This window comes from Halomonas shengliensis (genome assembly GCF_900104135.1).
GTDB lineage: Bacteria > Pseudomonadota > Gammaproteobacteria > Pseudomonadales > Halomonadaceae > Halomonas > Halomonas shengliensis.
On record NZ_FNIV01000005.1, the window covers coordinates 131,531 to 153,150 of the forward strand.

23 protein-coding genes and 1 riboswitch are annotated in these 21,620 nt (G+C 67.9%); of the genes, 17 read left to right on the plus strand and 6 right to left on the minus strand.

Annotated elements, in window-relative coordinates; translation table 11 throughout:
- Positions 1-188: 188 nt before the first annotated feature.
- From BLP95_RS09255 to BLP95_RS09275, 5 genes are all read right to left on the minus strand, one after another.
- Entirely contained in the window at positions 189-959 is a 771-nt protein-coding gene (locus BLP95_RS09255; protein WP_176760265.1) for a copper resistance protein B, read from the minus strand.
- Between the two features lie 9 nt (positions 960-968).
- A complete protein-coding gene (locus tag BLP95_RS09260; RefSeq protein WP_089678495.1) occupies positions 969-2,741 on the minus strand; it encodes a copper resistance system multicopper oxidase in 1,773 nt (590 codons plus the stop codon).
- Between the two features lie 71 nt (positions 2,742-2,812).
- Positions 2,813-4,102 (minus strand): sensor histidine kinase, encoded by a 1,290-nt coding sequence (locus BLP95_RS09265; protein WP_245678724.1) that lies wholly within the window; start codon positions 4,100-4,102, stop codon positions 2,813-2,815.
- 22 nt (positions 4,103-4,124) lie between these two features.
- Entirely contained in the window at positions 4,125-4,790 is a 666-nt protein-coding gene (locus BLP95_RS09270; protein ID WP_089678498.1) for a response regulator transcription factor, read from the minus strand.
- Positions 4,791-4,799: 9 nt separating this feature from the next.
- Positions 4,800-5,300: a cupredoxin domain-containing protein gene (locus BLP95_RS09275; RefSeq protein ID WP_089678501.1), complete on the minus strand. Its 501-nt coding sequence runs from the start codon at positions 5,298-5,300 to the stop codon at positions 4,800-4,802.
- Positions 5,301-5,556: 256 nt separating this feature from the next.
- Here BLP95_RS09275 and BLP95_RS09280 point away from each other — a divergent pair, with 256 nt between their 5' ends.
- The 4 genes from BLP95_RS09280 (at position 5,557) to BLP95_RS09295 (ending at position 7,668) form a co-directional block, all read left to right on the plus strand.
- Positions 5,557-5,811, plus strand: coding sequence for a hypothetical protein (locus tag BLP95_RS09280; RefSeq protein WP_143004416.1), 255 nt, complete (start codon positions 5,557-5,559; stop codon positions 5,809-5,811).
- A 73-nt stretch (positions 5,812-5,884) separates the two neighbouring features.
- On the plus strand, positions 5,885-6,037 hold the full coding sequence (locus tag BLP95_RS16880; protein WP_176760266.1) for a hypothetical protein: 153 nt from the start codon (positions 5,885-5,887) through the stop codon (positions 6,035-6,037).
- A complete protein-coding gene (locus BLP95_RS09285; RefSeq protein WP_089678505.1) occupies positions 6,034-6,474 on the plus strand; it encodes a DUF411 domain-containing protein in 441 nt (146 codons plus the stop codon). The genes BLP95_RS16880 and BLP95_RS09285 overlap by 4 nt, the downstream gene beginning before the upstream one ends.
- 231 nt (positions 6,475-6,705) lie before the next feature.
- Complete coding sequence (locus BLP95_RS09295) at positions 6,706-7,668, plus strand: DMT family transporter (RefSeq protein WP_089678507.1); 963 nt, start codon at positions 6,706-6,708, stop codon at positions 7,666-7,668.
- A 7-nt stretch (positions 7,669-7,675) separates the two neighbouring features.
- Here BLP95_RS09295 and BLP95_RS09300 read toward each other — a convergent pair whose 3' ends face one another.
- Positions 7,676-8,098: a MerR family transcriptional regulator gene (locus BLP95_RS09300; RefSeq protein WP_089678509.1), complete on the minus strand. Its 423-nt coding sequence runs from the start codon at positions 8,096-8,098 to the stop codon at positions 7,676-7,678.
- Between the two features lie 84 nt (positions 8,099-8,182).
- On the opposite strand from BLP95_RS09300, the gene BLP95_RS09305 reads away from it, so the two are divergent.
- The 13 genes from BLP95_RS09305 (at position 8,183) to BLP95_RS09365 (ending at position 21,619) form a co-directional block, all read left to right on the plus strand.
- Positions 8,183-10,318 (plus strand): heavy metal translocating P-type ATPase, encoded by a 2,136-nt coding sequence (locus BLP95_RS09305; RefSeq protein WP_089678511.1) that lies wholly within the window; start codon positions 8,183-8,185, stop codon positions 10,316-10,318.
- Positions 10,319-10,529: 211 nt separating this feature from the next.
- Entirely contained in the window at positions 10,530-11,576 is a 1,047-nt protein-coding gene (cobT, locus tag BLP95_RS09310) for a nicotinate-nucleotide--dimethylbenzimidazole phosphoribosyltransferase (RefSeq protein WP_089678512.1), read from the plus strand.
- Positions 11,573-12,274, plus strand: a complete 702-nt coding sequence (locus BLP95_RS09315; protein ID WP_089678514.1) for an adenosylcobinamide amidohydrolase — start codon at positions 11,573-11,575, stop codon at positions 12,272-12,274. Before cobT ends, BLP95_RS09315 begins: the two co-directional genes overlap by 4 nt.
- A complete protein-coding gene (cbiB, locus tag BLP95_RS09320) occupies positions 12,267-13,256 on the plus strand; it encodes an adenosylcobinamide-phosphate synthase CbiB (protein WP_089678516.1) in 990 nt (329 codons plus the stop codon). Before BLP95_RS09315 ends, cbiB begins: the two co-directional genes overlap by 8 nt.
- On the plus strand, positions 13,253-14,407 hold the full coding sequence (gene cobD / locus BLP95_RS09325; protein ID WP_089678518.1) for a threonine-phosphate decarboxylase CobD: 1,155 nt from the start codon (positions 13,253-13,255) through the stop codon (positions 14,405-14,407). The genes cbiB and cobD overlap by 4 nt, the downstream gene beginning before the upstream one ends.
- Positions 14,404-14,961 carry a bifunctional adenosylcobinamide kinase/adenosylcobinamide-phosphate guanylyltransferase gene (locus BLP95_RS09330; protein ID WP_089678519.1) on the plus strand — a complete coding sequence of 186 codons (558 nt, stop codon included), beginning with the start codon at positions 14,404-14,406 and terminating at the stop codon, positions 14,959-14,961. The genes cobD and BLP95_RS09330 overlap by 4 nt, the downstream gene beginning before the upstream one ends.
- A complete protein-coding gene (locus BLP95_RS09335; RefSeq protein WP_089678521.1) occupies positions 14,958-15,713 on the plus strand; it encodes an adenosylcobinamide-GDP ribazoletransferase in 756 nt (251 codons plus the stop codon). The genes BLP95_RS09330 and BLP95_RS09335 overlap by 4 nt, the downstream gene beginning before the upstream one ends.
- Positions 15,665-16,297: a histidine phosphatase family protein gene (locus BLP95_RS09340; RefSeq protein WP_089678523.1), complete on the plus strand. Its 633-nt coding sequence runs from the start codon at positions 15,665-15,667 to the stop codon at positions 16,295-16,297. The genes BLP95_RS09335 and BLP95_RS09340 overlap by 49 nt, the downstream gene beginning before the upstream one ends.
- Complete coding sequence (locus BLP95_RS09345) at positions 16,252-16,668, plus strand: bifunctional adenosylcobinamide kinase/adenosylcobinamide-phosphate guanylyltransferase (RefSeq protein WP_089678525.1); 417 nt, start codon at positions 16,252-16,254, stop codon at positions 16,666-16,668. The genes BLP95_RS09340 and BLP95_RS09345 overlap by 46 nt, the downstream gene beginning before the upstream one ends.
- A 57-nt stretch (positions 16,669-16,725) precedes the next feature.
- Positions 16,726-16,961: riboswitch (cobalamin riboswitch) on the plus strand.
- A 125-nt stretch (positions 16,962-17,086) separates the two neighbouring features.
- Positions 17,087-18,979, plus strand: a complete 1,893-nt coding sequence (locus BLP95_RS09350) for a TonB-dependent receptor domain-containing protein (protein ID WP_089678527.1) — start codon at positions 17,087-17,089, stop codon at positions 18,977-18,979.
- A complete protein-coding gene (locus BLP95_RS09355) occupies positions 18,979-19,887 on the plus strand; it encodes a cobalamin-binding protein (protein ID WP_089678529.1) in 909 nt (302 codons plus the stop codon). The genes BLP95_RS09350 and BLP95_RS09355 overlap by 1 nt, the downstream gene beginning before the upstream one ends.
- Positions 19,884-20,852 carry a FecCD family ABC transporter permease gene (locus BLP95_RS09360; protein ID WP_089678531.1) on the plus strand — a complete coding sequence of 323 codons (969 nt, stop codon included), beginning with the start codon at positions 19,884-19,886 and terminating at the stop codon, positions 20,850-20,852. Before BLP95_RS09355 ends, BLP95_RS09360 begins: the two co-directional genes overlap by 4 nt.
- Positions 20,852-21,619 carry an ABC transporter ATP-binding protein gene (locus BLP95_RS09365; protein WP_089678533.1) on the plus strand — a complete coding sequence of 256 codons (768 nt, stop codon included), beginning with the start codon at positions 20,852-20,854 and terminating at the stop codon, positions 21,617-21,619. Before BLP95_RS09360 ends, BLP95_RS09365 begins: the two co-directional genes overlap by 1 nt.
- The last annotated feature ends 1 nt before the right edge of the window (position 21,620 follow it).

Genomic DNA, 21,620 nt, shown 5'->3' on the forward strand with positions numbered 1-21,620 from the left:
TCCTGTGATGTGTCTGACCATCGCCGGTTGCCCGGCAACGGTTCCTGTTACCGCCAGTGTGGCGACGCTGTCTGAATCCAGGCTGAACGCCATGGCCGAGACGATTGACACGGATCAACCCGGGCTCGGATCGCCAAAGGCGACGACGCCACCTGGCGGTGGCGTCGATCGCGAGACCGATTCATGGCTCAGAACATCAGCCTGGCCCCGGCGACGATGCCGGTATCTTCGGTGGGATCTCCATGGTGGCGGGCGATGTCGGCGGTATCGCCGTACTGCTTCTGCCAGTAGGCACCGACATAGGGCGCAAGGCGGCGCGTCACCTCGTAGCCCAGGCGCATGCCGACGCGCAGCGAGTTGAGTCCCTCGCCGACGCCAAACGCTTCGGCCTCACTGGCGGCCACGGCGATCTCGGTACGCGGCTGCAGGTAAAGCCGCTGGGTCAGGCGCAGGTCGTACTCGCCCTCGAAACTGGCCGAGACGTCACCTTCGTCGCTGACCTGAAACGCCACGTCGGTCTCGATGCCGTAGGGCATCACGCCCTGCAGGCCGATCACCCCATAGCCACGTTCGGCGTGATCATCGGAGAAGACCCCACCCTGGTAACCGATACCGCCCTGCAGCTCCCAGAAATCGGCGATCAGCCGGCTGTAGAGCAGCTCCAGGGATTCGAACTCGGCATCCTCGCCATCGCCCTGGACATTTTCGCCCTCGGACTTCACATAGACCCGGTTGATGTCCCCGCCGTACCAGGCCTGGAAGTCCCAGACCAGCTCCTCATGACCCTTGTCGGGCACGGCATATTCAAGTCGGTCGAACAGCGCCATGGCCATGTTGTGCTTGGCCATGGGGGCGGGCCAGTCCGCCGGCGCATCATAGCCGTCCTCGGCCAGGGCGATGGTGAGCGGGAGCGTGGCCAGCAGGGCACCGGCCGCGATCATCGGGATTCTGGTATTCATGGCGTCTCCTTACGCGACCTTGACGACCCGGAACATGCCGGCGTCCATGTGATAGAGCAGGTGGCAGTGGAAGGCCCAGCTGCCCTCGGCGTCGGCGGTGATCAGCGCCGAGACGCGCTCGCCGGGCTTGATGTTCAGTGTGTGCTTGCGCGGGATCAGCTCGCCCTGGCCGTTCTCCAGCTCCATCCACATGCCGTGAAGGTGGACGGGGTGTTCCATCATGGTGTCGTTGACCAGGATCAGGCGCAGCCGCTCGTCCTTCTCGAAGTGAATGGGGCCCGTTACCTCGCTGAACGTCTTGCCGTCGAAGGACCACATGTAACGTTCCATGTTGCCGGTGAGGTGCAGCTCCAGCTCGCGGCCGGGTTCACGGCGGTCGGGCCAAGGGGTGAAGGCCTTGAGGTCGCGGTAGACCAGGGTGCGGCGTGCGTTGGGATCGATGCCTATGCCGGCCTGGTCATAGCGGGAGCCCGGCTGGGCCATACCGGCCGCTAGCATGTCATTGGCCCTCATTTGACTGCGCTCACGAGCCATGCCCGGCATGCTGGCATGGTCCATGCCGTTCATCTCCGCATGCTCCATGCTCGCCATATCGCCCTGATCCATGGCGGTCATGTCGCCATGGTCCATGCCATGGGCACCCATGGCCTCCATGCCGCGGTCGGCGATCCTGCGACGCTCGGGGATCTCCGCGGCCATGCCCTCCCGCGGTGCCAGGGTCGCGCGGGCATAGCCGCTGCGATCCATCGATTCGGCGAAGATCGTATAGGCGGTGTCGTCCTCGGGGGCGACCAGCACGTCGTAGGTCTCGGCCACCCCGATGCGGAACTCGTCCACCGGGACCGGCTGCACCGGCTGACCGTCGGCGGCCACCACGGTCATCTTGAGCCCTGGGATGCGTACGTCGAAGTAGGACATTGCCGAGCCATTGATGACCCGAAGGCGGATCCGTTCGCCGGCCTTGAACAGCGCCGTCCAGTTCTCCTCGGGAGAGTGGCCATTGAGCAGGTAGGTGTAGGTGCTGCCGGTGACGTCGGCGATGTCGCGTGAGCTCATGCGCATCTTGGCCCACATGCCGCGCATCTCCGCCGTCGCCGCAAAGCCCTTCTCGCGCACGTCGGCGAAGAAGTCGCCGATAGTGCGTTCCTGGAAGTTGTAGTACCCCTCGGCGGTCTTGAGGTTGCGGAACACCGCCATGGGATCCTCGAAGGTCCAGTCGGTGAGCAGCAGCACGTGCTCGCGATCATAGCGGAAGGGTTCGCGCTCGGCGGCGTCGATGATCAGTGGCCCGGCATGGCCGAGCTGCTCCTGAAGGCCGGAGTGACTGTGGTACCAGTAGGTACCGTTCTGGCGTACCGGGAAGCGGTAGGTGAAGGTCTCACCGGGGGCGATGCCGGCGAAGCTGACGCCGGGAACGCCATCCTGGTCGGGCGGCAGGATCAGGCCATGCCAGTGGATGGACGTCGGCTCATCGAGCAGGTTGGTCACCCTGAGTACGGCATCTTGGCCCTCCTTGAGGCGGATCATCGGCCCGGGGCTCTCGCCGTTGATGGTGTAGGGCCGCGCCGCCTGACCATCGATCTCAAGCGACTCGCGACGGATGGCCAGCGCCACCTCCGGGCCTTCCTCGATCCCCTTGGCGTAGGTATTGGTCTGCCCCCATGGATCGGCCCAGGCAGGGCGTAGGCCAAGGGCGGCTGCCGAGCCGATGCCCAGGGCGGCACCCCTCTTGAGCAGCCGTCGGCGCGACAGCGGGTGCGTGATTACGCTGGAACGTGCCATCTGTGACTCCCGTCGATGTCAGAAGGCGATATCATGACGGGGCAAGCTGAATCACGCCTGAAAATGCCAGGTTACGGCGCATCCTTTGCAAAGGGCACGTGAATTTCCACGCTCAGACCGCCCAGGGGGCTGTGCCCGAACTGGACCTTCCCCCCATAGCGTTTCAAGAGCTGATTCAGGATCGACAGACCCAGCCCATAGCCGGGGTGTGACTCGTCCAGGCGCCACCCGCGTTCCCCCAGGCAGGCCAAGTCGTCGTCTGCCACGCCGGGCCCATCATCCACGACACGCAGGACGAGACCACCTTCCATCACTATCTCGCAGTGAACCTCCCGGTCGGCCCATTTGCCGGCGTTGTCCAGCACGATACCGATCATCTCCGACAGGTCCTGAGATTCGATGGGAATGCGCTGTCCGGTGCCTTCGGCTATCTCCAGGGTAAAGCGCTTGGCCGGGTAAAGGGCCCGGAACATCTCGATCAGTCTGCTGGCGTCGCGGTATGGATCGGCAAGGCGCCCGACATTTGGCCCCGCGATGCGCGAGCGTCGAAGCTCGACATCGAGCTGGGCGTGAATCTCCTCCAGGCGTTCCACCAGGCGTTGGCGACGCGTGGCATCGATGGGGCGCGAGCCGCGCAGCACCTGAATGACCGCGGCCAGGGGTGTCTTCAGCGCGTGGGAGAGGTTGGCGACCGACTCACGGGAGCGCTGCAGGCGAGCATCGATCTCGTCCATGAAACGGTTGAGCTGCCCGACCAGACTGTCGAGTTCGGAGGGGACGTCCAGAGAGAGACGATCGCGCCTGCCGGCCTGCAGCTCGCCGAGCTGGTCGCGCAGCCGCGACAGCGGCACCATTCCTCGGCTGACGGCGAGTAGGTTGAGCACCCCCAGCAGGAGCAGCAGGCTGGCGGCGATGCCGCCGACCCACCAGTGCAGGCGGTGCAATCCCGCCTCCACTCGGGAGAAATCCTCCCCGATCAGCAGCACCCCGGCTTGATTGTCGAGGGTGAAGGGCTGGCGAAAGACCAGCAGGTGCTGACCCGCCTCACGCACCTCGGCCAGCGACTCGCCACTGTCCAGTAATGGTCGCAGTGCCTCCTGCCAACGCGGATGGGAGGCCGAGACCTCATCGCCCAGGCGCAACACATAGAGGTGGTGGAAAATCGCGAAGCCGCGACTGGCGGAGTCCAGCACTCGCGCGGTGGCCAGGTGATCGCGGCGCAGCTGCTCGATGGCGTGATCGGCCTCGCGTTCGAGCCGTTCCCCCAGGAAGTCCCGCGCCAGGTCGTTGAGCAGGATCCCGTGCAGCAGCCAGGTCAGCCCGGTGACCAGCAGGGCGATACCCGACAGCCAGGCCAGCAAGCGGATACGCAGGCTGCGTCGGTCAATCCGCAACGAAGACATAGCCCTGGCCGCGACGGGTCTGGATGCACGATTTGCCCAGGTAGCGGCGTAGCCGCGCGATATAGACCTCGATGAGATTGGGGGCCGCGGCGTCCTGCTCCAGGGCGTAGAGCTGGTTGAGCAGGTGCTCCTTGGAGAGCACCCGCCCCGGATGGTGCATGAAGTAGCGCAGCAGCACGAACTCGGTGCCCGTCAGGGGGTGCCAGGTACCATCGGCCACTCGGACGCACTGGTTGGCCTCGTCCAGGGCAACGCCACCCAGCGACAACTGATGGGAGAGTCGCCCCGACTGGCGGCGCAACAGCGCCTTGACCCGGGCGACAAGCTCGGCTTCGTGGAAGGGTTTGGTCAAGTAATCATCCGCGCCGCCTTCGAGCCCGACGACCTTGTCTTCCCAGGTGTCCCGAGCCGTCAGGATCAGCACCGGCAGGTCCCGGCCCGACTGTCGCCACCGCCTGAGCAGGTCGAGACCCGAGCCATCGGGAAGGCCCAGGTCCATGATCGCCAGCGCGTAGGTCTCGGTGGTCGAGAGCGCCTCGGCGTCTCTCAGGGACGCGGCCAAATCGACCCGGTAACCGTTGTCCTTGAGGGATTCGGCGAGGCTTTCGGCCAGCAGATCGTCATCTTCGAGCAGCAAGAGTTTCATGCGTCAGGCTCACTTGCCTAGCTGGATCTCCCCATACATGCCGGACTCGTAGTGGCCCGGGATGTTGCAGGCGTAGACGAGCGATTCCACGTCGACGGGTGCGGTCCACACCAGCTCCGCGGTCTCGCCGGGCGCGATGGTCACCGCCGGCATCTCGCCGCCATGGGCGCCTTCCGCCATGTCATGGCCGCCATGACCGTCGTGGCCATCGCCATGACCACTGTCTCCCATGGTCTGCATCATCTCGCGGTGCGCCTCCTGGGCCTCGGCATCGCCGATCACGAATTCATGCTGCAGGTTGCCGGTGTTGACCACCTGGAAGCGTACCGTCTCTCCAGCGGTGATGCCGAGTGTCTCGGGATCGAACCACATGTCACCGGCCTCGACCTGGATGGTGCGGTCGACCTCGGCATCAGGCGTGGAGGAATGGGAGCCGCCATGTTCACCGGCAGCAAGGGCGGAAGTGGCGGCCAGGCCAAGGGTGATGGCCAGCAGTGACTTACGCATCATCGAACCTCTTTGATCGTATCAGGGGAGCCTTGGTTATACCGCAGCAACCTGAAATGAGACTGAACTCGAAACCCCTTGACCCTTGTGTTACACGCAGGTTGTAGCATCCAGGGTTCTGACAAAGACCATGCCGAATCCCTTGTCCTGGATCATGTTGGACGACACGGCCACCGAGGCAGAATGGGGACTCGACCATGAGGATGACCGAATGACCTGCAATGTTCGCTGCCTGCTGCACCTCCGAGGAGTACGCCTGTTGGCGCTGCTGCTCGCGGCTCTGCTGCTGGTCGCCAGCCTGCCCGGTCATGCGTCTATGGATGACTGCGCCGTCGACTGCGGTACCTCCCAGGTCGAGATGCTCGATCACGCCAACGCCGATTGCGGCGCCTGTGCGGCATTGACCGCCACGCCGACTGTCCCCCGCGTCCCTCCGGATGCTCTTGCCGATCTGGTCGACCCGGCCGTGGTCGAGTTCATCGCTGCACCACCCCGAGAACCTCCCAGATCCTGACGTCGCTCGGCTTCCCGGTAACGACATATTGGCTCGTTATCGGCGCTTCCACTGTTTCGTCAGGAGTCACACCATGTACGCCAACGACTGCTTTGCCCTGATGGGTTCAATGGGCTGGATGGGCTGGCTGATGCCTCTGAGCGTTATGCTTCTGCTCGGCCTCGGCATCGCCGCTCTCGTCAAGTATCTCTTCACATCTCGTCGTTCCCGGGAGGATCGCTCATGAAACGCCTTATGCCCACCCTACTTGTCTCCGGTGCGCTGCTGATCGGTGCCGGCACCGCCCAGGCGGCGTTGCCCGATGCGGCGACGCTCTACAAGAACCCCCAGTGTGGCTGCTGCGACGAGTATGCCCGACAGCTTGAGGCGCTTGGCGTCGAGGTTGCCATCGTCGACGATGTCCCGATCGGTCAGGTCAAGGAGCGAGTCGGACTGCCCTACGGACTGGGCTCCTGCCATACCATCGAGATGGGCGGGTATGTCATCGAGGGACACGTGCCCTTCGCGGCGGTGGAAAGGCTCTTCGAGGAGCAGCCCGATACCGATGGCATCGGCCTGGCGGGCATGCCCATCGGCACCCCGGGTATGCCGGGACCGAAGCAGGATGACTGGAATGTCTACCAGTTTCGCGCCGGAGAAGCCCAGCCATACATGACGCTGTAGCGTCGCAAGGTGATGATGACTGCCCGGGTGATGCCTCGCCCGGGCAGCTTTACGCGTTGTCGAGTGACAAGGAAGCTGGCATTTTCAGCTTTTGAACATCGACCTTTTTTCATTTACCCCTGTATCCCTGAACTTTCTGCTGGAGGGTGCCATGGCCCGGGCCGGCCTGGAGGGGCGCAGCGATTGCCTCCTCCAGGCGCGCGACATGGCGTTTGCCATGCTGGAGGCGTCATGAACCGGACGACGCATGAGCGTTTGCTGGGCATTGCCGCCGTGCTGGTGGCCGCCATCCTGTGGGGAACCACCGGCACCGCGGCAACCTTCGCCCCGGAGGTCAGCGCCGTGGCCATCGGTGCCGCGGCCATGGGGGGCGGTGGCCTGATGCAGGCGGCCCTCTCGGCCGGGCGGATCCGTCGCCATGCCGCCGCATTGCGCGCCCAGTGGCACTACCTGCTGCTGGGTGCCGTCGCCGTGGCGATATATCCCCTGGCGTTCTATGCCTCGATGCGCCTGGCCGGGGTCACCATCGGCACGGTGGTCTCCATCGGCTCGGCGCCGCTGCTCTCGGCGTTGATCCAGACGCGCCTGGATGGGCTGCGGCTCACGCGCCGCTGGATGATCGGCGCCGGGCTGGGGCTTGCCGGCATGCTGTTGCTGGGTCTGGCCGAAGGCAGCGGCCATGTGCCGACCGGCACCGCATCGGGGGTGATCCCCGGGGTGCTGCTGGGGCTAGTGGCTGGCCTGGCCTATGCCCTGTACTCGTGGACGGCAAGCCGCCTGATGCAGCGCGGCATCGCGTCCCGTGCCGCCATGGGAGCCACCTTCGGAATCGGCGGCCTGCTGCTGCTGCCGGTGCTGCTGGTCACCGGGGCGCCGCTGCTGGCCTCATGGGGCAATGCCTCGGTAGGGCTCTACATGGCCCTGGTGCCGATGTTCCTGGGGTATCTCTGCTTCGGGCATGGCCTGGCGCGCATCCCCGCAAGCACCGCCACGACGATCACCCTGTTCGAGCCCGTGGTGGCGGCGGGGCTGGCCGTGGTCATCGTCGGTGAACGCCTGCCGGCAATGGGCTGGGCCGGGATCCTGCTGATCCTGGCGTGCCTGGTGTGCATCAGCGCGCCCGTCAGGGCCGGCAGGCGGGAGCCATCCGTTGCGGTGCCCGGCGCCGAGGCGAGCCCCGATACCCGCTCATGACGTCACATCAGTCGAGGCGACCTGGGGCACTCAGCGCCTCGATGATGCGACAGTTCTCGACCTTCCCGCCGGCACACTGGTCCACCATCCGCCTGAGCTCGTCACGCAGCGCCGAGAGCCGCTGGAGCCGGGACTCCACCTTCTCCAGGTGATGCCTGGCGATGGCGTCGACCTCCTGGCAGGGCATGTCTGGCCGGTCCGACATCGCCAGCAGTTCACGCACCGCGGGCACCGAGAAGCCGAAGTCCCGTGCATGGCGAATGAAGGTCAGCCGCCTGACGGCCTCCTCGCCGTAGCGGCGTTGACCACCCTCGGTGCGCGACGCCGCTTGCAGCAGCCCGATGCGCTCGTAGTAGCGAACCGTCTCGGGCTTGCAGCCGGCCTGCCGGGCCAGCTCCCCGATGCCCATGTCAGGACGTGTCTCCGGCATCCTGATGCTCCTCCTCAATGGCTTGAACCTGTAGTGGCTACAGGGATTATGCTTGGAAAGTAACGCATCACCGGGAGTGCCACCATGGAACCTTCCACAGCCACGGCCTTCACGCTGCGCGTCGAGGGCATGGACTGCGGCGGCTGCGAGCGCAAGGTCGAGGCGGCGCTGGGTCGCCTCGAGGGCATCGAGGCGGTCTCGGCCAGCTCGATGACCGGGTCGGTGAAGATCCACCCCCACCCGCGCCAGGCGCCATCGCATGAGACGATCGCGCGGATCCTTGAGGAGCTGGGCTACCGGCTTGCCGCCGATACCGGGAAGGAGGGCGCCGAGACTTCCCCGGCGGCCTGGTGGCAGACCGCCAAGGGGCGCCTGGTGCTCGTCACCGGCGGGCTGCTGGTGCTGGCCTTCCTCCTTCGCCTGGCCTGGCCGGCGCTGGGCCAGTGGCCCTTCGCCGCCGCCACCCTGGTGGGCCTGGTGCCCATCGTGCAGGGCGCCTGGGGCGCGCTGAAGATGCGCAACCCCTTCACCATCGAGATGCTGATGACCGTCGCCGCCCTGGGGGCGCTGGCCATCGATGCCGCGGCCGAGGCGGCGGTGGTGGTCTTCCTGTTCGCGGTGGGCGAGCTGCTGGAAGGCGTGGCCGCCTCGCGGGCGCGACGCAGCATCTCGGCGCTGGCCGACCTGACCCCCTCCACCGCGAGGCTGGTGGAGGAGGGCGAGACCCGGGAGGTCCCTGCCGCCACGCTCAGGCCCGGTCAGCGGGTGCAGGTGCGGCCGGGCGACCGGGTGCCCTGCGATGGACGCATCCTGGCCGGCGCGTCCGACCTGGATGAGTCACCCATCAACGGCGAGTCGATCCCCCGCTCGCGCGCCCCCGGAGACGACATCTTCGCCGGCTCGGTCAACCTCGATGCCGTGCTCGAGGTGGAGGTCACCCGTGGCGCCGAGGACAACACCATCGCCCGGGTCATCCGCCTGGTGGAGGAGGCCCAGGCCGCCAAGGCGCCGGTGGCCCGCTTCATCGACCGCTTCGCTCGCTACTACATGCCGGTCGTGGTGGGGCTCGCCCTGCTGATGGCGTTGGTGCCGCCGCTGGTTTCCGCCATGGCCTGGTCGGAAGCGGTCTATCGGGCCCTGGCCCTGCTGCTGATCGCCTGCCCCTGTGCCCTGGTGATCTCGACCCCCGCGGCGATCGCCGCCGGCCTCTCGGCGGGGGCCCGCCGGGGGCTGCTGATCAAGGGCGGCGCGGTGCTCGAGCAGCTGGGCAAGCTGCGCACAGTGGCGCTGGACAAGACCGGTACCCTGACCGCCGGCGCCCCCAGGGTCACCGACGTGGAGGGCTGGACCCGCGACCAGGACGCCAGCGAGGTGCTGCGCCTGGCGGCGGCGCTGGAGCGCGACGCCAGCCACCCCATCGCCACGGCCATCCTCGCCCAGGCCCGGCAGCAGGGCCTTGCCATCCCCCAGGCGAGCGCCGGGCATGCCCTGTCGGGTCGTGGCGTCGCCGGGCAGGTGGAAGGGCGTGCGCTGAGCCTGGTCTCTCCCAGGCAGCTGGCGGGGCAGGTCGCGCTCGATGACGGCCAGGGCGCGCGCATCGCCGAGCTGGAGCACGCCGGCAAGAGTCTCGCCGTGTTGCTCGAGGGTGAACGGCCGCTGGGCCTGATCGCCGTGCGCGATGAGCCGCGTGACGATGCCCGTGAGGGGCTGGCGGCCTTGTCGCGCCTGGGTGTGCAGGCGGTGATGCTCAGCGGAGACAACGCACGTACCGCCGCCGCCATCGGCGAGAGCCTGGGCATCGAGGCGCACGGCGAGCTGATGCCCGAGGACAAGGCCCGGCGGGTGCGTGACTGGCAGGCCGATGGCCGAGGCCCCATCGGCAAGGTGGGCGACGGCATCAACGATGCCCCGGCACTGGCGGCGGCCGATGTGGGCATCGCCATGGGCGGCGGCACCGACGTGGCGCTGGAAACCGCGGATGCGGCGCTGCTCAGGAACCGCGTCGGCGGCATCGCCGAGCTGATCGACCTGTCCCGGGCCACGCTGCGCAACGTCAAGACCAACGTCGCCCTGGCGCTGGGCCTGAAGGGCGTCTTCCTGGTGACCACGGCGCTGGGTATCACCGGCATGTGGATCGCGGTGATGGCGGATACCGGCGCCACCGTGCTGGTGACCCTGAACGCCATGCGGCTGCTGGGCTACCGCTTCAGCGGCGTTTAGGGAGCCGCCTTGTCGAGTCGCGCCGCGGTTTCCTAGGCGGCGCACCTGGGAGAGAGCAGGGCAGCCGACCTCGCTCTCGCGCTGAATGATCCGAATGGTTTATCTGCCAAAGATATCAGGGCCTTGCTCAGCATGACCGGCATAATGTCCCGTCCGTTAGCTGCTATGATGGCGCCACTTCGTTCGCCACCATCCCGCTGGATCTCCCGCTATGCTCGCCGACACCCTTGCCGCCCTGACCCCCGCCGATCACGCCGCCGGCCGCCGTATGGCGTTGCACCTGGATAACCTCACCAAGCCCCCCGGCAGCCTGGGACGCCTGGAAACGCTGGCCGTGACGCTGGCGGCGATCTCCGGCGAGGCCTCTCCCCGGGTCTCGCCTCCGGGGATGCTGGTCTTCGCCGCCGACCATGGGGTGGCCGCCGAGGGGGTCTCGGCCTTTCCCCAGGAGGTCACCGCCCAGATGGTGGCCAACTTCGTGAGCGGAGGGGCGGCGATCAACGTCTTCGCCCGCCAGGTCGGGGCACGCCTAGAGGTAATCGACGTCGGCGTGGCCGCCACGCTGCCCGGTCGGGGCGTGGTGGACGAGAAGGTGCGCCACGGCACCGCCAACATGGTCGAAGGGGACGCCATGCGCCGTGACGAGGCGGTGTCGGCCATCGAGGCGGGCATTCGTGCCGCCGAGCGGGCCATCGATGCCGGCTGCCGCTGCCTGATCGTCGGCGAGATGGGTATCGCCAATACCACGGCGAGCAGCGCCCTGCTCGCCGCGCTCAGCGAGGCGCCGGTGGCAGGCCTGATCGGCAGCGGTACCGGGCTGCCGGCCGAGCGTCTTGCCCACAAGCAGGCGATCATCGAGCGCGCCCTGGCCGCTCGTGCGCCGGATCGTGCTGACCCCTTGGACGTGCTCGCCAAGCTCGGCGGACTGGAGATCGCCGCCATGACCGGCGCCTACCTGGGCGGAGCGGCACGTCGGGTGCCGCTGCTGGTGGACGGCTTCATCGCCACGGTGGCCGCGCTGGTGGCCTGTCGACTGGGAGCCGACACCCGCGACTACCTAATCTTCGGACACCGCTCCCGCGAGCCGGGCCACGCCCATGCCCTGGCGGCCCTCGACGCGCAGCCGCTGCTCGACCTGGAGCTGTGCCTGGGGGAGGGCACCGGTGCGGCCCTGGCCTATCCGTTATTGGAGGCAGCCTGTCGTGTGCCGGCCGAGATGGCCACCTTCGACGCTATCGGCATCCACGTCGCCCCATGATGTCGGACAAGCGTCTCGCCTTCGGCCCGGGGCTTGCCCTCGAGGTCACCGCCGACTGCGTGCACCTGGCCGCCTCGCGCCCGCTGTGGACCCTGAGCAGCGCCCTGGTGGGCGGTGGCTTCGGCTGGCGGCGGCACTTCTGCAATTTCCACGTGGACAAGGGGTACGCCGGGGGCGCACCGGCGGCGGATCTCGCCGACTGGCTGGCGGCGCGGCGGCTGCCGGAGGGCGAGAGCCTGGCGATGATGACCGCGGTGCGCCTTGAGCATCTGCGCGTGGAGGCGGGGCCGGGGGTGCTGGCCGCGGTGACCGCCGGGGCTGGCAATGCCGTGGATATCGCCGCCCCTCTGGCCGGGGACCCCCGGCCGGTGGGCACCATCAATACCCTGCTCCTGATCGATGGTCACCTCACCGACGGCGCCCTGGTCAACGCCTGCCTGTCGGCAAGCGAGGCCAAGGTGCGCGCCCTGCACTCCCTCGGGGTGCTGGACCCCCATAGCGGCACGCCGGCCAGCGGCACCTCCACCGATTGCCTGGCGGTGGCCGCGACGCAAGTGGGCGAGCTGACCCCCTATGCCGGCTCGGGAACACGGCTCGGTCGCGCGTTGGGACAGGCGGTCTATCGGGCCACCCGCGCCTCGCTGCTGGCCTCCCGGGAGTGGCGGCAACTCCAGCAGGAGGAGGGGGCCCATGGCTGAGCCGCTGTCGCCTGCACTGCTGGCCCTGGTGCTGGCCGCCGTGGTCCTCGACCTGACCATCGGCGACCCGCGCCGGCTGCCCCATCCGGTGGTGGGTATGGGAGCGGTGATCGTTCGGATGGAGCGCGCCTGGAACCACGGCTCCCCCCTGGCGCGCCGCCGGCGAGGAGCACTGATGACCGCCCTGGTGGTGGCGGGCAGCGCCCTGCTGGCCTGGGGCACCATCGTCCTGCTGGCGAACCTGCACCCCTGGCTGGGCTGGCTGGCGGAGGGGTGGCTGCTGGCCAGCTGCCTGGCCATTCGCGGCCTGCGCGACGCCGCCCTCTCGGTGGCGGCTCCCCTGGCCCGGGGCGACCTGCCCGCGGCGCGGCAAGCGCTCTCCCTGATCGTCGGCCGCGACACCGAGGGGCTGGACGAGGGGGAGGTGACCCGCGGGGCGGTGGAGACCGTGGCCGAGAACACGGTGGATGGCATCACCGCGCCGCTCCTCTTCGCCCTGCTGGGGGGTGCCCCGCTGGCGGTGGCCTACAAGGCGGTCAACACCCTGGATTCCATGGTGGGCTATCGCAGCGAGCGATACCGCGACTTCGGCCGGGCCTCGGCGCGGCTGGACGATGCCGCCAATTGGCTGCCGGCACGGCTCACCGCGCTGACCCTCTGGCTGGGCGCGCTCTGTCTGGCGCGCTGGGAGCGCGGCCTGCGTACCCAGGGTGCGCTGGCCGCCACTCGCCGTGAGGCGCCCCGACACCCGAGCCCTAACAGCGGCTGGCCCGAGGCCATGGTGGCCAACCTGCTGGGGGTCCAGCTCGGCGGCACCAACCGCTACCGCGGCGAGGTCTCCGAGCGCGCCCGCCTGGGGACGCCTCGGGAGCCGCTGCGCCAGGCTCATATCGGTGCGGCGATTCGCCTGATGCATGGTGGCTGGCTGGTCTTCCTCATCTTGCTGTCGGCGACGGTGCTGTTTGGAGAGACAATGTCGTGAGGGCACGAGATTCGAGATCCACCTCCCCTGGCTGGCCCCTGCACGGCGGCCAGCCCGGCCCCCTGTTGGCGCGCTTTGGCCTGGCCGAGGAGACCCCGGTGCTGGATGTCAGCGCCAACCTCAATCCATTGGGGCCGCCGGCCTGGCTTCACGGGTGGTTGATGGCCCGGCTCGGCGAGCCCGAGGCCCTTGCTCGCTACCCCGACCCCGGATATGCCGAGGCACACGCGGCCATCGCCGCCCACGAAGGGGTGGCCACGGAGCAGGTGCTGCTGACCAACGGCGGCGCCGAGGCGATCTTCCTGGCCGCCGCCCTGCAGGCTCGCGAGTGGCCCGGGGCGGCGGCGGCCATCATCGAGCCCACCTTCGCCGAGTACGCGCGGGCCTGCGCGGCCCACGGGCTGCCGGTGCAGAGGCTTCCTCTGGCACCCCCGGACTTTCGCCTCGACGTCGAGGCCATCGTCGCGGGGCTTGGCGAGGCGCGGCTGCTGTGGCTCTGCCGTCCCAACAATCCCACCGCCACCCTGGTGCCCCGGGCCGACCTGGAGCGCCTGCTGACACTGACCGCGGCGCGAGGCTGTCGGTTGGTGGTGGACGAGGCCTTCGTGGACTTCATCGGGCCCCCCGGGGAGTCGCTGACGTCGCTGCTCGCCGACCATCCGCACCTCTTGCTGCTGCGTTCGATGACCAAGTGCTTCACCCTACCGGGGCTGCGCCTGGGCTACCTGCTGGGCGCACCCGAGGCGGTGGCGACGGCCCGTGCCTGCCAGCCTGCCTGGAGCGTCAACGCCCTGGCCGCGGCCCTGGTGGCGCCCCTGCTGGCCGACCTCGACTTCGCCCGGCGCACCGAGGGCTGGCTTGCCGCCGAGCGGCCGCGGCTGCAGGCGGGGCTCGAGGCCCTGGGTCTCGAGGTGGTGCCGAGCCGGGCCAACTTCTTCCTGGTGCGCCATCCGGCGGGTCGCGAAGCCACCCGCTGCCTGTTGCCGGCGCTGCTTCGCCGCGGCGTGCTGGCGCGTCACACTGAATCCTTTGCGGGCCTCGACGGCGGCTGGCTGCGCCTGGCGCTGCGCGATGCCGAGGACAATGAGTCCCTGCTGGCGGCCCTGGACGAGGCCTTGGTCGAGGTGGGCCGGCCGGAGGTGCCGCGTTGATCGCCTTCGTCAGTGGTGGCGCCCGCTGCGGCAAGAGCCGCTTCGCCGAGGCGCTGCTTTGTCGCTGGCACGTCCAACGCGGTGGCCGGCGTTGGTACCTGGCCACGGCCCGGGCTGCCGACACCGAGATGGCCGCGCGCATTGCCCGCCATCGCCGTGAGCGTGGGCCGGGGTGGCATACCCTGGAGGCACCGCTGGCCTTAGATGTGGCCCTGGCTCGGGTAGGCGATGGCGATAGCGTGCTGCTCGACTGCCTGACCCTCTGGGCCAGCCAGTGGCGCTACGGCGGTGGCGGTAGCGATGATGAGGGCGAGGCGCTGCTGGCCGAGTGCCTGGCCGCGGCCCGGGTGCGCGGGATCGCCCTGGTGGTGGTCTCCAACGACCTCAACGAGGACCTCCCCCCGGGCGACGCCGAGACCCGGCGCTATATCGCCTTCCTGCAGCGGCTGCACCGCCGCCTGGCCCACGAGGCCGACCGGGTGGTGGAGGTGGTGGCGGGCCTGCCCATTGAATGGAAGCCCATCGTAGAGAACGACGCGGAGACGACCGGATGAGAGAGGCCCTCTTTGGACTGGTGCTGGCCCTGCAGTTCCTGACCCGAATTCCGCTGCCCATCGCCTGCCCCTGGAATGCCGCCACTTGTCGCTGGGCGCTGCGCTGCTATCCGCTGGTGGGACTGGTGATCGGGGCGGCGCTGGCGGCCCTGGCCAGTCTGGGCCAGGGAGTGCCCATCCCGCTGCTGGTGATTTCGCTGCTCAGCCTCTGGGTGGCGCTCTCCGGGGGGCTGCACCTGGACGGGGTCATGGATATCGCCGATGCGCTGGGCAGCAATGCCCCCCTGGAGCGGCGCTGGGCGATCATGAAGGATAGCCAGGTGGGCAGCTTCGCCATCCTTGCCCTGGTCTTCCTGCTGGCCTGGAAGGGCATGCTGCTCTGGGCGCTACTGGAGGCCGGGGTGAGCCCCTGGCTGTGGGTGATTATCCCGTCCCTGGCCCGCTTCGGGGCATTGTTGTTGTTGCGCCTGGCCCCCTTGGCGCGGCGCGAGGGGCTTGCCTGGACATGGCGACAACACCTGGCGCGGCGGGATCTGGGGCTGGCGCTGCTGCCGTTGCTGCCCTTCTTCGGCTTCGTGCCCGGCGGCGTCTGGCTGCTCGGTGCCCTTTGCGTCTTTCTGTTTGTTTATGGCCTGGCCATGGTGCGGGCCTTTACCGGCATCAACGGCGATATCGTGGGTGCCGCCATCGAAGGAGGAGAACTATGGGTGCTGCTCAGCGCCTGGAGCTGGTGGTGGTTCGGCATGGCGTGACCGCCTGGAATCTCGAGCGACGCTACCAGGGCCAGCGCGATATCCCGCTGCTGCTGCCCGATGCACTGGCGGAGATGGATCGGCTTCGCGACCACCTGGCGAACGAGGCCTTCGATGCCGTGCACTGTAGCGATCTGACTCGCTGCCGACAGACCCTGGCCCATGTGCTGCCGGCGCGGGAGGCGGCGGCTTGCTTCGATGCGCGGCTGCGGGAGCTGGACTTCGGTGAGTACGAGGGGCGTACCTGGGAAGCGCTCAAGGAGGACACCCGCTATCGGGCCTGGATCGACAGCGCCGGTGAGCAGGCGCCCCCCGGTGGCGAGTCCGCCGAGGCGCTCTGGACACGCCTGGAAGCCTGGCTTGGGGAGGTGCTTCTTCAGGCTGCCGAGCGGGGGCACCGCCGGGTGCTCGCGGTGACCCACGGCGGGGTGATTCGTGAACTTCGGAGGCGCCTGGAAGGCAGCGACTTCTGGGAAGGTGTGGTGGGTCAGGCCCAGGGGCGCCGTTTCGAGTTCGATAACCAGGAGGGGGAGTGGCGATGCAAAGCGTCATCGGTGGTGCCTGTTCGGGTCGACGCCAGCTAGCGGCGCAGCGCTTCCCCTGTGCCGGTTGGCACCGGCTGGTGAAGGGGGAGGGCGCCGAGGAGTGCCTGGCCGGACACGCGGGGCGGGAGGTGCTGGTGGTCGATGGCATCGCCGCCTGGCTCTCGGCCGCCCTTGCCGAGATCCCGGACGACGATGCCCTGCGTGAGACCTGGTTGAGGCTACTGGATGGTTTCGTCGCGGCGCCCTGCGAAGCGGTGCTGATCCTCGACGAGATGGGGCGTGGCATCGTGCCCATGGACTCGGCGGCACGACGCCTGCGGGACCATAACGGCTGGCTGGTCCAGGCCGCGGTCGAGCGTAGCCGGGTGGCCTGGTATCTGCGTCATGGCCTCTTCAAGCAGCTGAAATAAAAGAATTTTGAGTGTGCTTGCTGACCTCCGGCGTTGACCGCGCTGCCGCGCCTTGCTAGCTTACGCGCACTCTCAGGTGCCCCAGGCGTATCACAGCGCCGGGGTGAAACGGGAAGTCGGTGCGCGGTGCTCTTGCCGAGAGTCCGCCATTCCGACGCTGCCCCCGCAACGGTGATCGAGATAGAAGCGGCCACACAGCCACTGTGCCAAGGCACGGGAAGGCGGTCGCCTTGAAGGCCAGTGAGAGGCCTTCGCTCGTCAGCCCGGAGACCGGCCGGAGAGCGCATGCCGAACCGCGGAGGGCGGTCTCGGGCAGGGCAGTTGCCACTCGCCTGGCCGCACTCTCGCCTGAACTCCCTCGCATCGGCCCAGAACAGACCCGCATCGTACGGGTTGGTACGACAAGCAAGGGACAATCATGAACACTGCTCAACCCTCACGTGGCCTGGCTGCCTTCGCCCTGGCCGCGTTGCCGCTGGCCGTCCTCTCCCATGCCGCCCAGGCCCAGAACGCCTTGACCGCCGGCGACGACACCCCTCAGAGGCTCAACCCCATGGTGGTCACCGCCGCGCTGGCGCCGCGCACCGCCGATGAAAGTTTGTCGTCGGTGACGGTATTAGATGAAGCCATGCTGCGTCGCCAGGACCCCACCAGCCTTACCGATCTCTTTCGCGGCCAGCCGGGGGTGGACGTCACCTCCAGCGGCAGCTTCGGCAAGAGCAGCAGCGTCTATATTCGCGGTACTTCGAATAACCAGAGCCTGCTGATGATCGATGGCATTCGCCTACGCTCCGCTACTCTTGGTGGCCCGGCGTGGCAGTTCCTCGATCCGCGTATGTTCCAGCGCGCCGAGATCGTGCGCGGTCCGCGTGGCAGCCTGTATGGAGCCGATGCGATGGGCGGGGTGGTGCAGCTGTTTACGCCGGAAGGCGACGGTGAGCCCGCACCGCGCATTTCCCTTGGCGGTGGCTCCTTCGATACCCAGCGCTATAGCGCCAGCCTTTCCGGTGCCGAGGGCAGCACGCGATACCATTTCGCCGCCAGCCGCTTCGATACCGATGGACAGCCGGTTCGCCGTGGCGGAGACGATATGGGCTACGACAACACCTCGGCACTGGCGCGCATGTCGCATACGTTGGATAGCGGCGCAGAACTGGGGGTATTGGCGCTTAGGGCACGTGGTACCACCGAGTATGACGAGAGTGGCTCACTGGCCACGACGGACTATGTGCAGCAGGTGGCGGGTATCTATGGTGAGTTGCCGATTACCGACAGTTGGCGCAGCCGCTTGACGCTTAGCGAAGCGCGTGATGAAAGTGCTAACCATGCCTATGATTCCATCCTCGATACGCAGACGCGCACGGCCCGCTGGGAAAACACGCTTAGCGCTGGAGCACATGAATTTATCATCGGCGCGGAGTATATGAATGACAGTGTGGCCGGTAGTATCACCGGGAGTGAGCCTTTTGGTGGTCCTTATGACATAGAGGATCGAGATAACAAGGCCGTTTTCAGCCAGGCGTTGCTCGATTTTTCCCCCTTGACGATGCAGGCCAGTCTGCGCTACGACGACAACGAAGCTTTTGGTGAAGAGGTCACAGGCAGCTTGGCACTAGGCTATGACCTGGATGCCCACCACACCCTGCGTACCAGCTATGGCACGGCCTTTAAAGCACCGACCTTTAATGATCTTTACTGGCCTTTTGAAGATTATGGTGACTTTGGGTCCTATCAAGGAAACCCTGATCTCAAGGCGGAAACTGCTCAGGCTTTAGAGTTGGGCGTTCGAGGCCAGTACCAAGATTGGTTTTGGGATGTATCCGTCTATCAAACCGACATCGAGGACATGATCACTACAGAGACTATCAATGGCGATAGTCGACCGATTAATGTCAAGGAAGCGCGTATCCGTGGTGCCGAGCTCTCCATAGGGACCGAGATCGAGGATTGGACCCTGGCAACGGCGCTGACCTATACCGACCCCGAAGATCGTTCAACAGGTAATCGACTGCCGCGCCGTGCCACTCAGAGCCTACGTTTCGATGTCGACCGCGAGCTTGGCGAGTGGTCTCTGGGCGGCTCCTGGGTTGCCCAGAACCATCGCTACGAGGATGCTGCCAATGAAGAGCGTCTCGGTGGCTTTGGCTTGCTTAATCTGCGTGCTGGTTGGCAGTTCGCGCCGCTATGGTCGGCTCGTCTGACGGTCGAGAACGCCCTGGATAAGGAGTACGTCACAGCCAGGTTCTTCGACGGCGATGACTACATCAACGCCGGTCGTAGCGCCTTCCTTAGTGTGCACTTCGGGCAGTGATGACGATACGGATTTCTCGTTTACTCCTGACCGGCCTGGCGCTGCTGCTGAGTGTGGCAGCACCGGCCAGCGCCGAGGTCTGCGCCGTCGACGATACCGACAGGGAAGTGTGCCTGGCGGCCCCGGCGCAGCGCATCGCCACGCTCTCGCCGGGGGCCACCGAACTGGTCTACGCCGCCGGCGCCGGCGAGAAGGTCGTCGCCGTGGTGGCCTACAGCGACTATCCGCCCGAGGCACGCGAGGTCGCCTCGGTGGGCAGCCATACCCGCCTCGACCTGGAGCGGCTCGTCGCCCTGCGGCCGGATCTGGTGATTGGCTGGGTCACCGGCAACCCGCCGGAGCAGCTCGAGACCCTCGAGTCGCTGGGCGTGCGGGTGTTCTACCTTGAGCCGCGCACCTTCGAGGAGGTGGCCAGCGCCGTCGAACGGCTTGGCGAGCTGGCCGGCACCCGTGAGGCGGCGCGGGTCGAGGCGGAGCGGTTTCGCAACGGCATGGCGGCACTCGCCGCCCGCTACGCCGAGGTCGCGCCGGTACGGGTCTTCTATCAGGTGTGGGACGAGCCCTTGATGACGATCAATGACGACCACCTGATCGGACAGGTGCTGCGCCTGTGCGGTGGCGTCAACGTCTTCGGGGCGCTTCCGCGGCTGGTGCCGCGTCCCGGCGAGGAGGCGGTGCTGGCAGCCGATCCCGAGGCGATCCTGGCCGGCGGCATGGGCGAGGAGAACCGCGACTGGTTGGACCACTGGGCACGCTATCCGCAGCTCACCGCGGTGGCCCGGGACAACCTCTTCTTCGTGCCGCCGTCTCTGATACAGCGGCCCACGCCGCGGCTGCTTGAGGGTAGCCGACTGTTCTGCGAGAAACTGGAACGGGCCCGCGAGCGGCGGGGAGCTCAGGGCTCGTGACGGCGTTCATCCGCCCCCTCGGCGCCCTGGCCCTGGCCGCGCTGACGGCCCTGGTGCTGTCGGTGGCGCTGGGTAGCGTGACCCTGGCGCCGGCGGAGATCCTGGCGGCCCTGGGAGGGCAGGGCGAGGCGCTCTCCCGCACCCTGATCCTCGAGCTGCGCCTGCCGCGCTCGCTTGCCGCCTTCGCGGTAGGCGGGCTGCTCGCCGTGGCCGGCGCCCTGATGCAGGTGCTGCTGCGCAACCCCTTGGCCGACCCCTATGTGCTGGGGCTCTCCGGTGGTGCCTCGGTGGGGGCCCTGCTGGCCATGCTGGCGGGGCTAGGCAGTGTGCTGGTCTCGGGCTCGGCCTTCGTCGGGGCGCTGGTCTCGACCCTGCTGGTGTTCGGCCTGGCCCACGGACGCGGCGGTTGGACCCCGGCGCGCTTGCTGCTCACCGGGGTGGTGGTGGCCGCCGGCTGGGGGGCGGTGATCACCCTGATGCTGGCGGTGAGCCCCGCCGACCGCCTGCCCGGCATGCTCTACTGGCTGATGGGCGATCTCTCCTACGCCGGCAGCCCCTGGCCGCCGCTGGTACTCCTAGCGATAGTCTGTCTGCTGGCGGTGCCGCTGGGGCGCAGCCTCAACGTGCTGGCCCGGGGAGCTATGCAGGCCGCTGCCCTGGGGGTCTCGGTGCGGCGCCTGGAGTGGGGCCTCTATCTGGCCGCCAGCGCCCTCACCGCCATGGCGGTGACCACCGCCGGCAGCATCGGCTTCGTGGGGCTCGTGGTGCCGCATATGCTGCGCCTGCTGCTGGGCAACGATCAGCGTCTGATCCTGCCCGCCTGCGCCCTGGCCGGCGGCACCCTGCTGCTGCTGGCGGATACCCTGGCCCGGATCATGATCGCCCCGGAGCAGTTGCCGGTCGGGGTGATCACCGCGCTACTTGGGGTGCCTACCTTCCTCTATCTGCTCTATCGGAGTCAGTGATGCGTCGACTCGAGGCCCGGGAGCTGGTGATCGATGTGCCGGGACGCCCTGCCGGGCGGGCCCTGGACATCTGCGTGGAGCCGGGCCAGGTGTGGGGCGTGCTGGGCCCCAACGGCGCCGGCAAGACCACCCTGCTGCATACCCTGGCAGGGCTACGCGCACCGCGCCTTGGCGAGGTGTACCTCGACGGCCACCCGCTCGCTGCGCTCAAGCGGCGTCAGGTGGCGCGCCAACTGGGGCTGATATTCCAGGAGCGCCACGATGGCTTCCCCGCCACGGTGCGCGAGACCGCGCTGATCGGCCGCCACCCGTATCTGTCGCCCTGGCAGATGGAGGGTGCCGAGGAGCTGCGCCTGGCCGAGGCCGCGCTGGAGCGCCTCGATATCGCCCATCTCGCCGAGCGCCTGGTAAGCACCCTCTCCGGGGGCGAGCGCCAGCGTCTGGCCATCGCCACCGTGCTGACCCAGGCACCGGCGATCTGGCTGGCCGATGAGCCCACCAACCACCTTGACCTGCATCACCAGACGGCGACGATGGCGTTGCTCGCCGAGCAGACCGCCGAAGAACGGGCGGTAGTGATGTGCCTGCACGACCTCAACCTGGCCGCGCGCTGGTGCGACCACCTGCTGCTGCTCTACCCGGATGGCGAGGCGTGCTGGGGCCCGGCGGAAGCGATGCTGGTGCCCGAGGCCCTGGAGCGCCTCTACGGCCAGCGTCTGGCCACCGCCCGGGTCAACGGTGCCCCGGTTTTTGTCCCTGTGAGGTAAG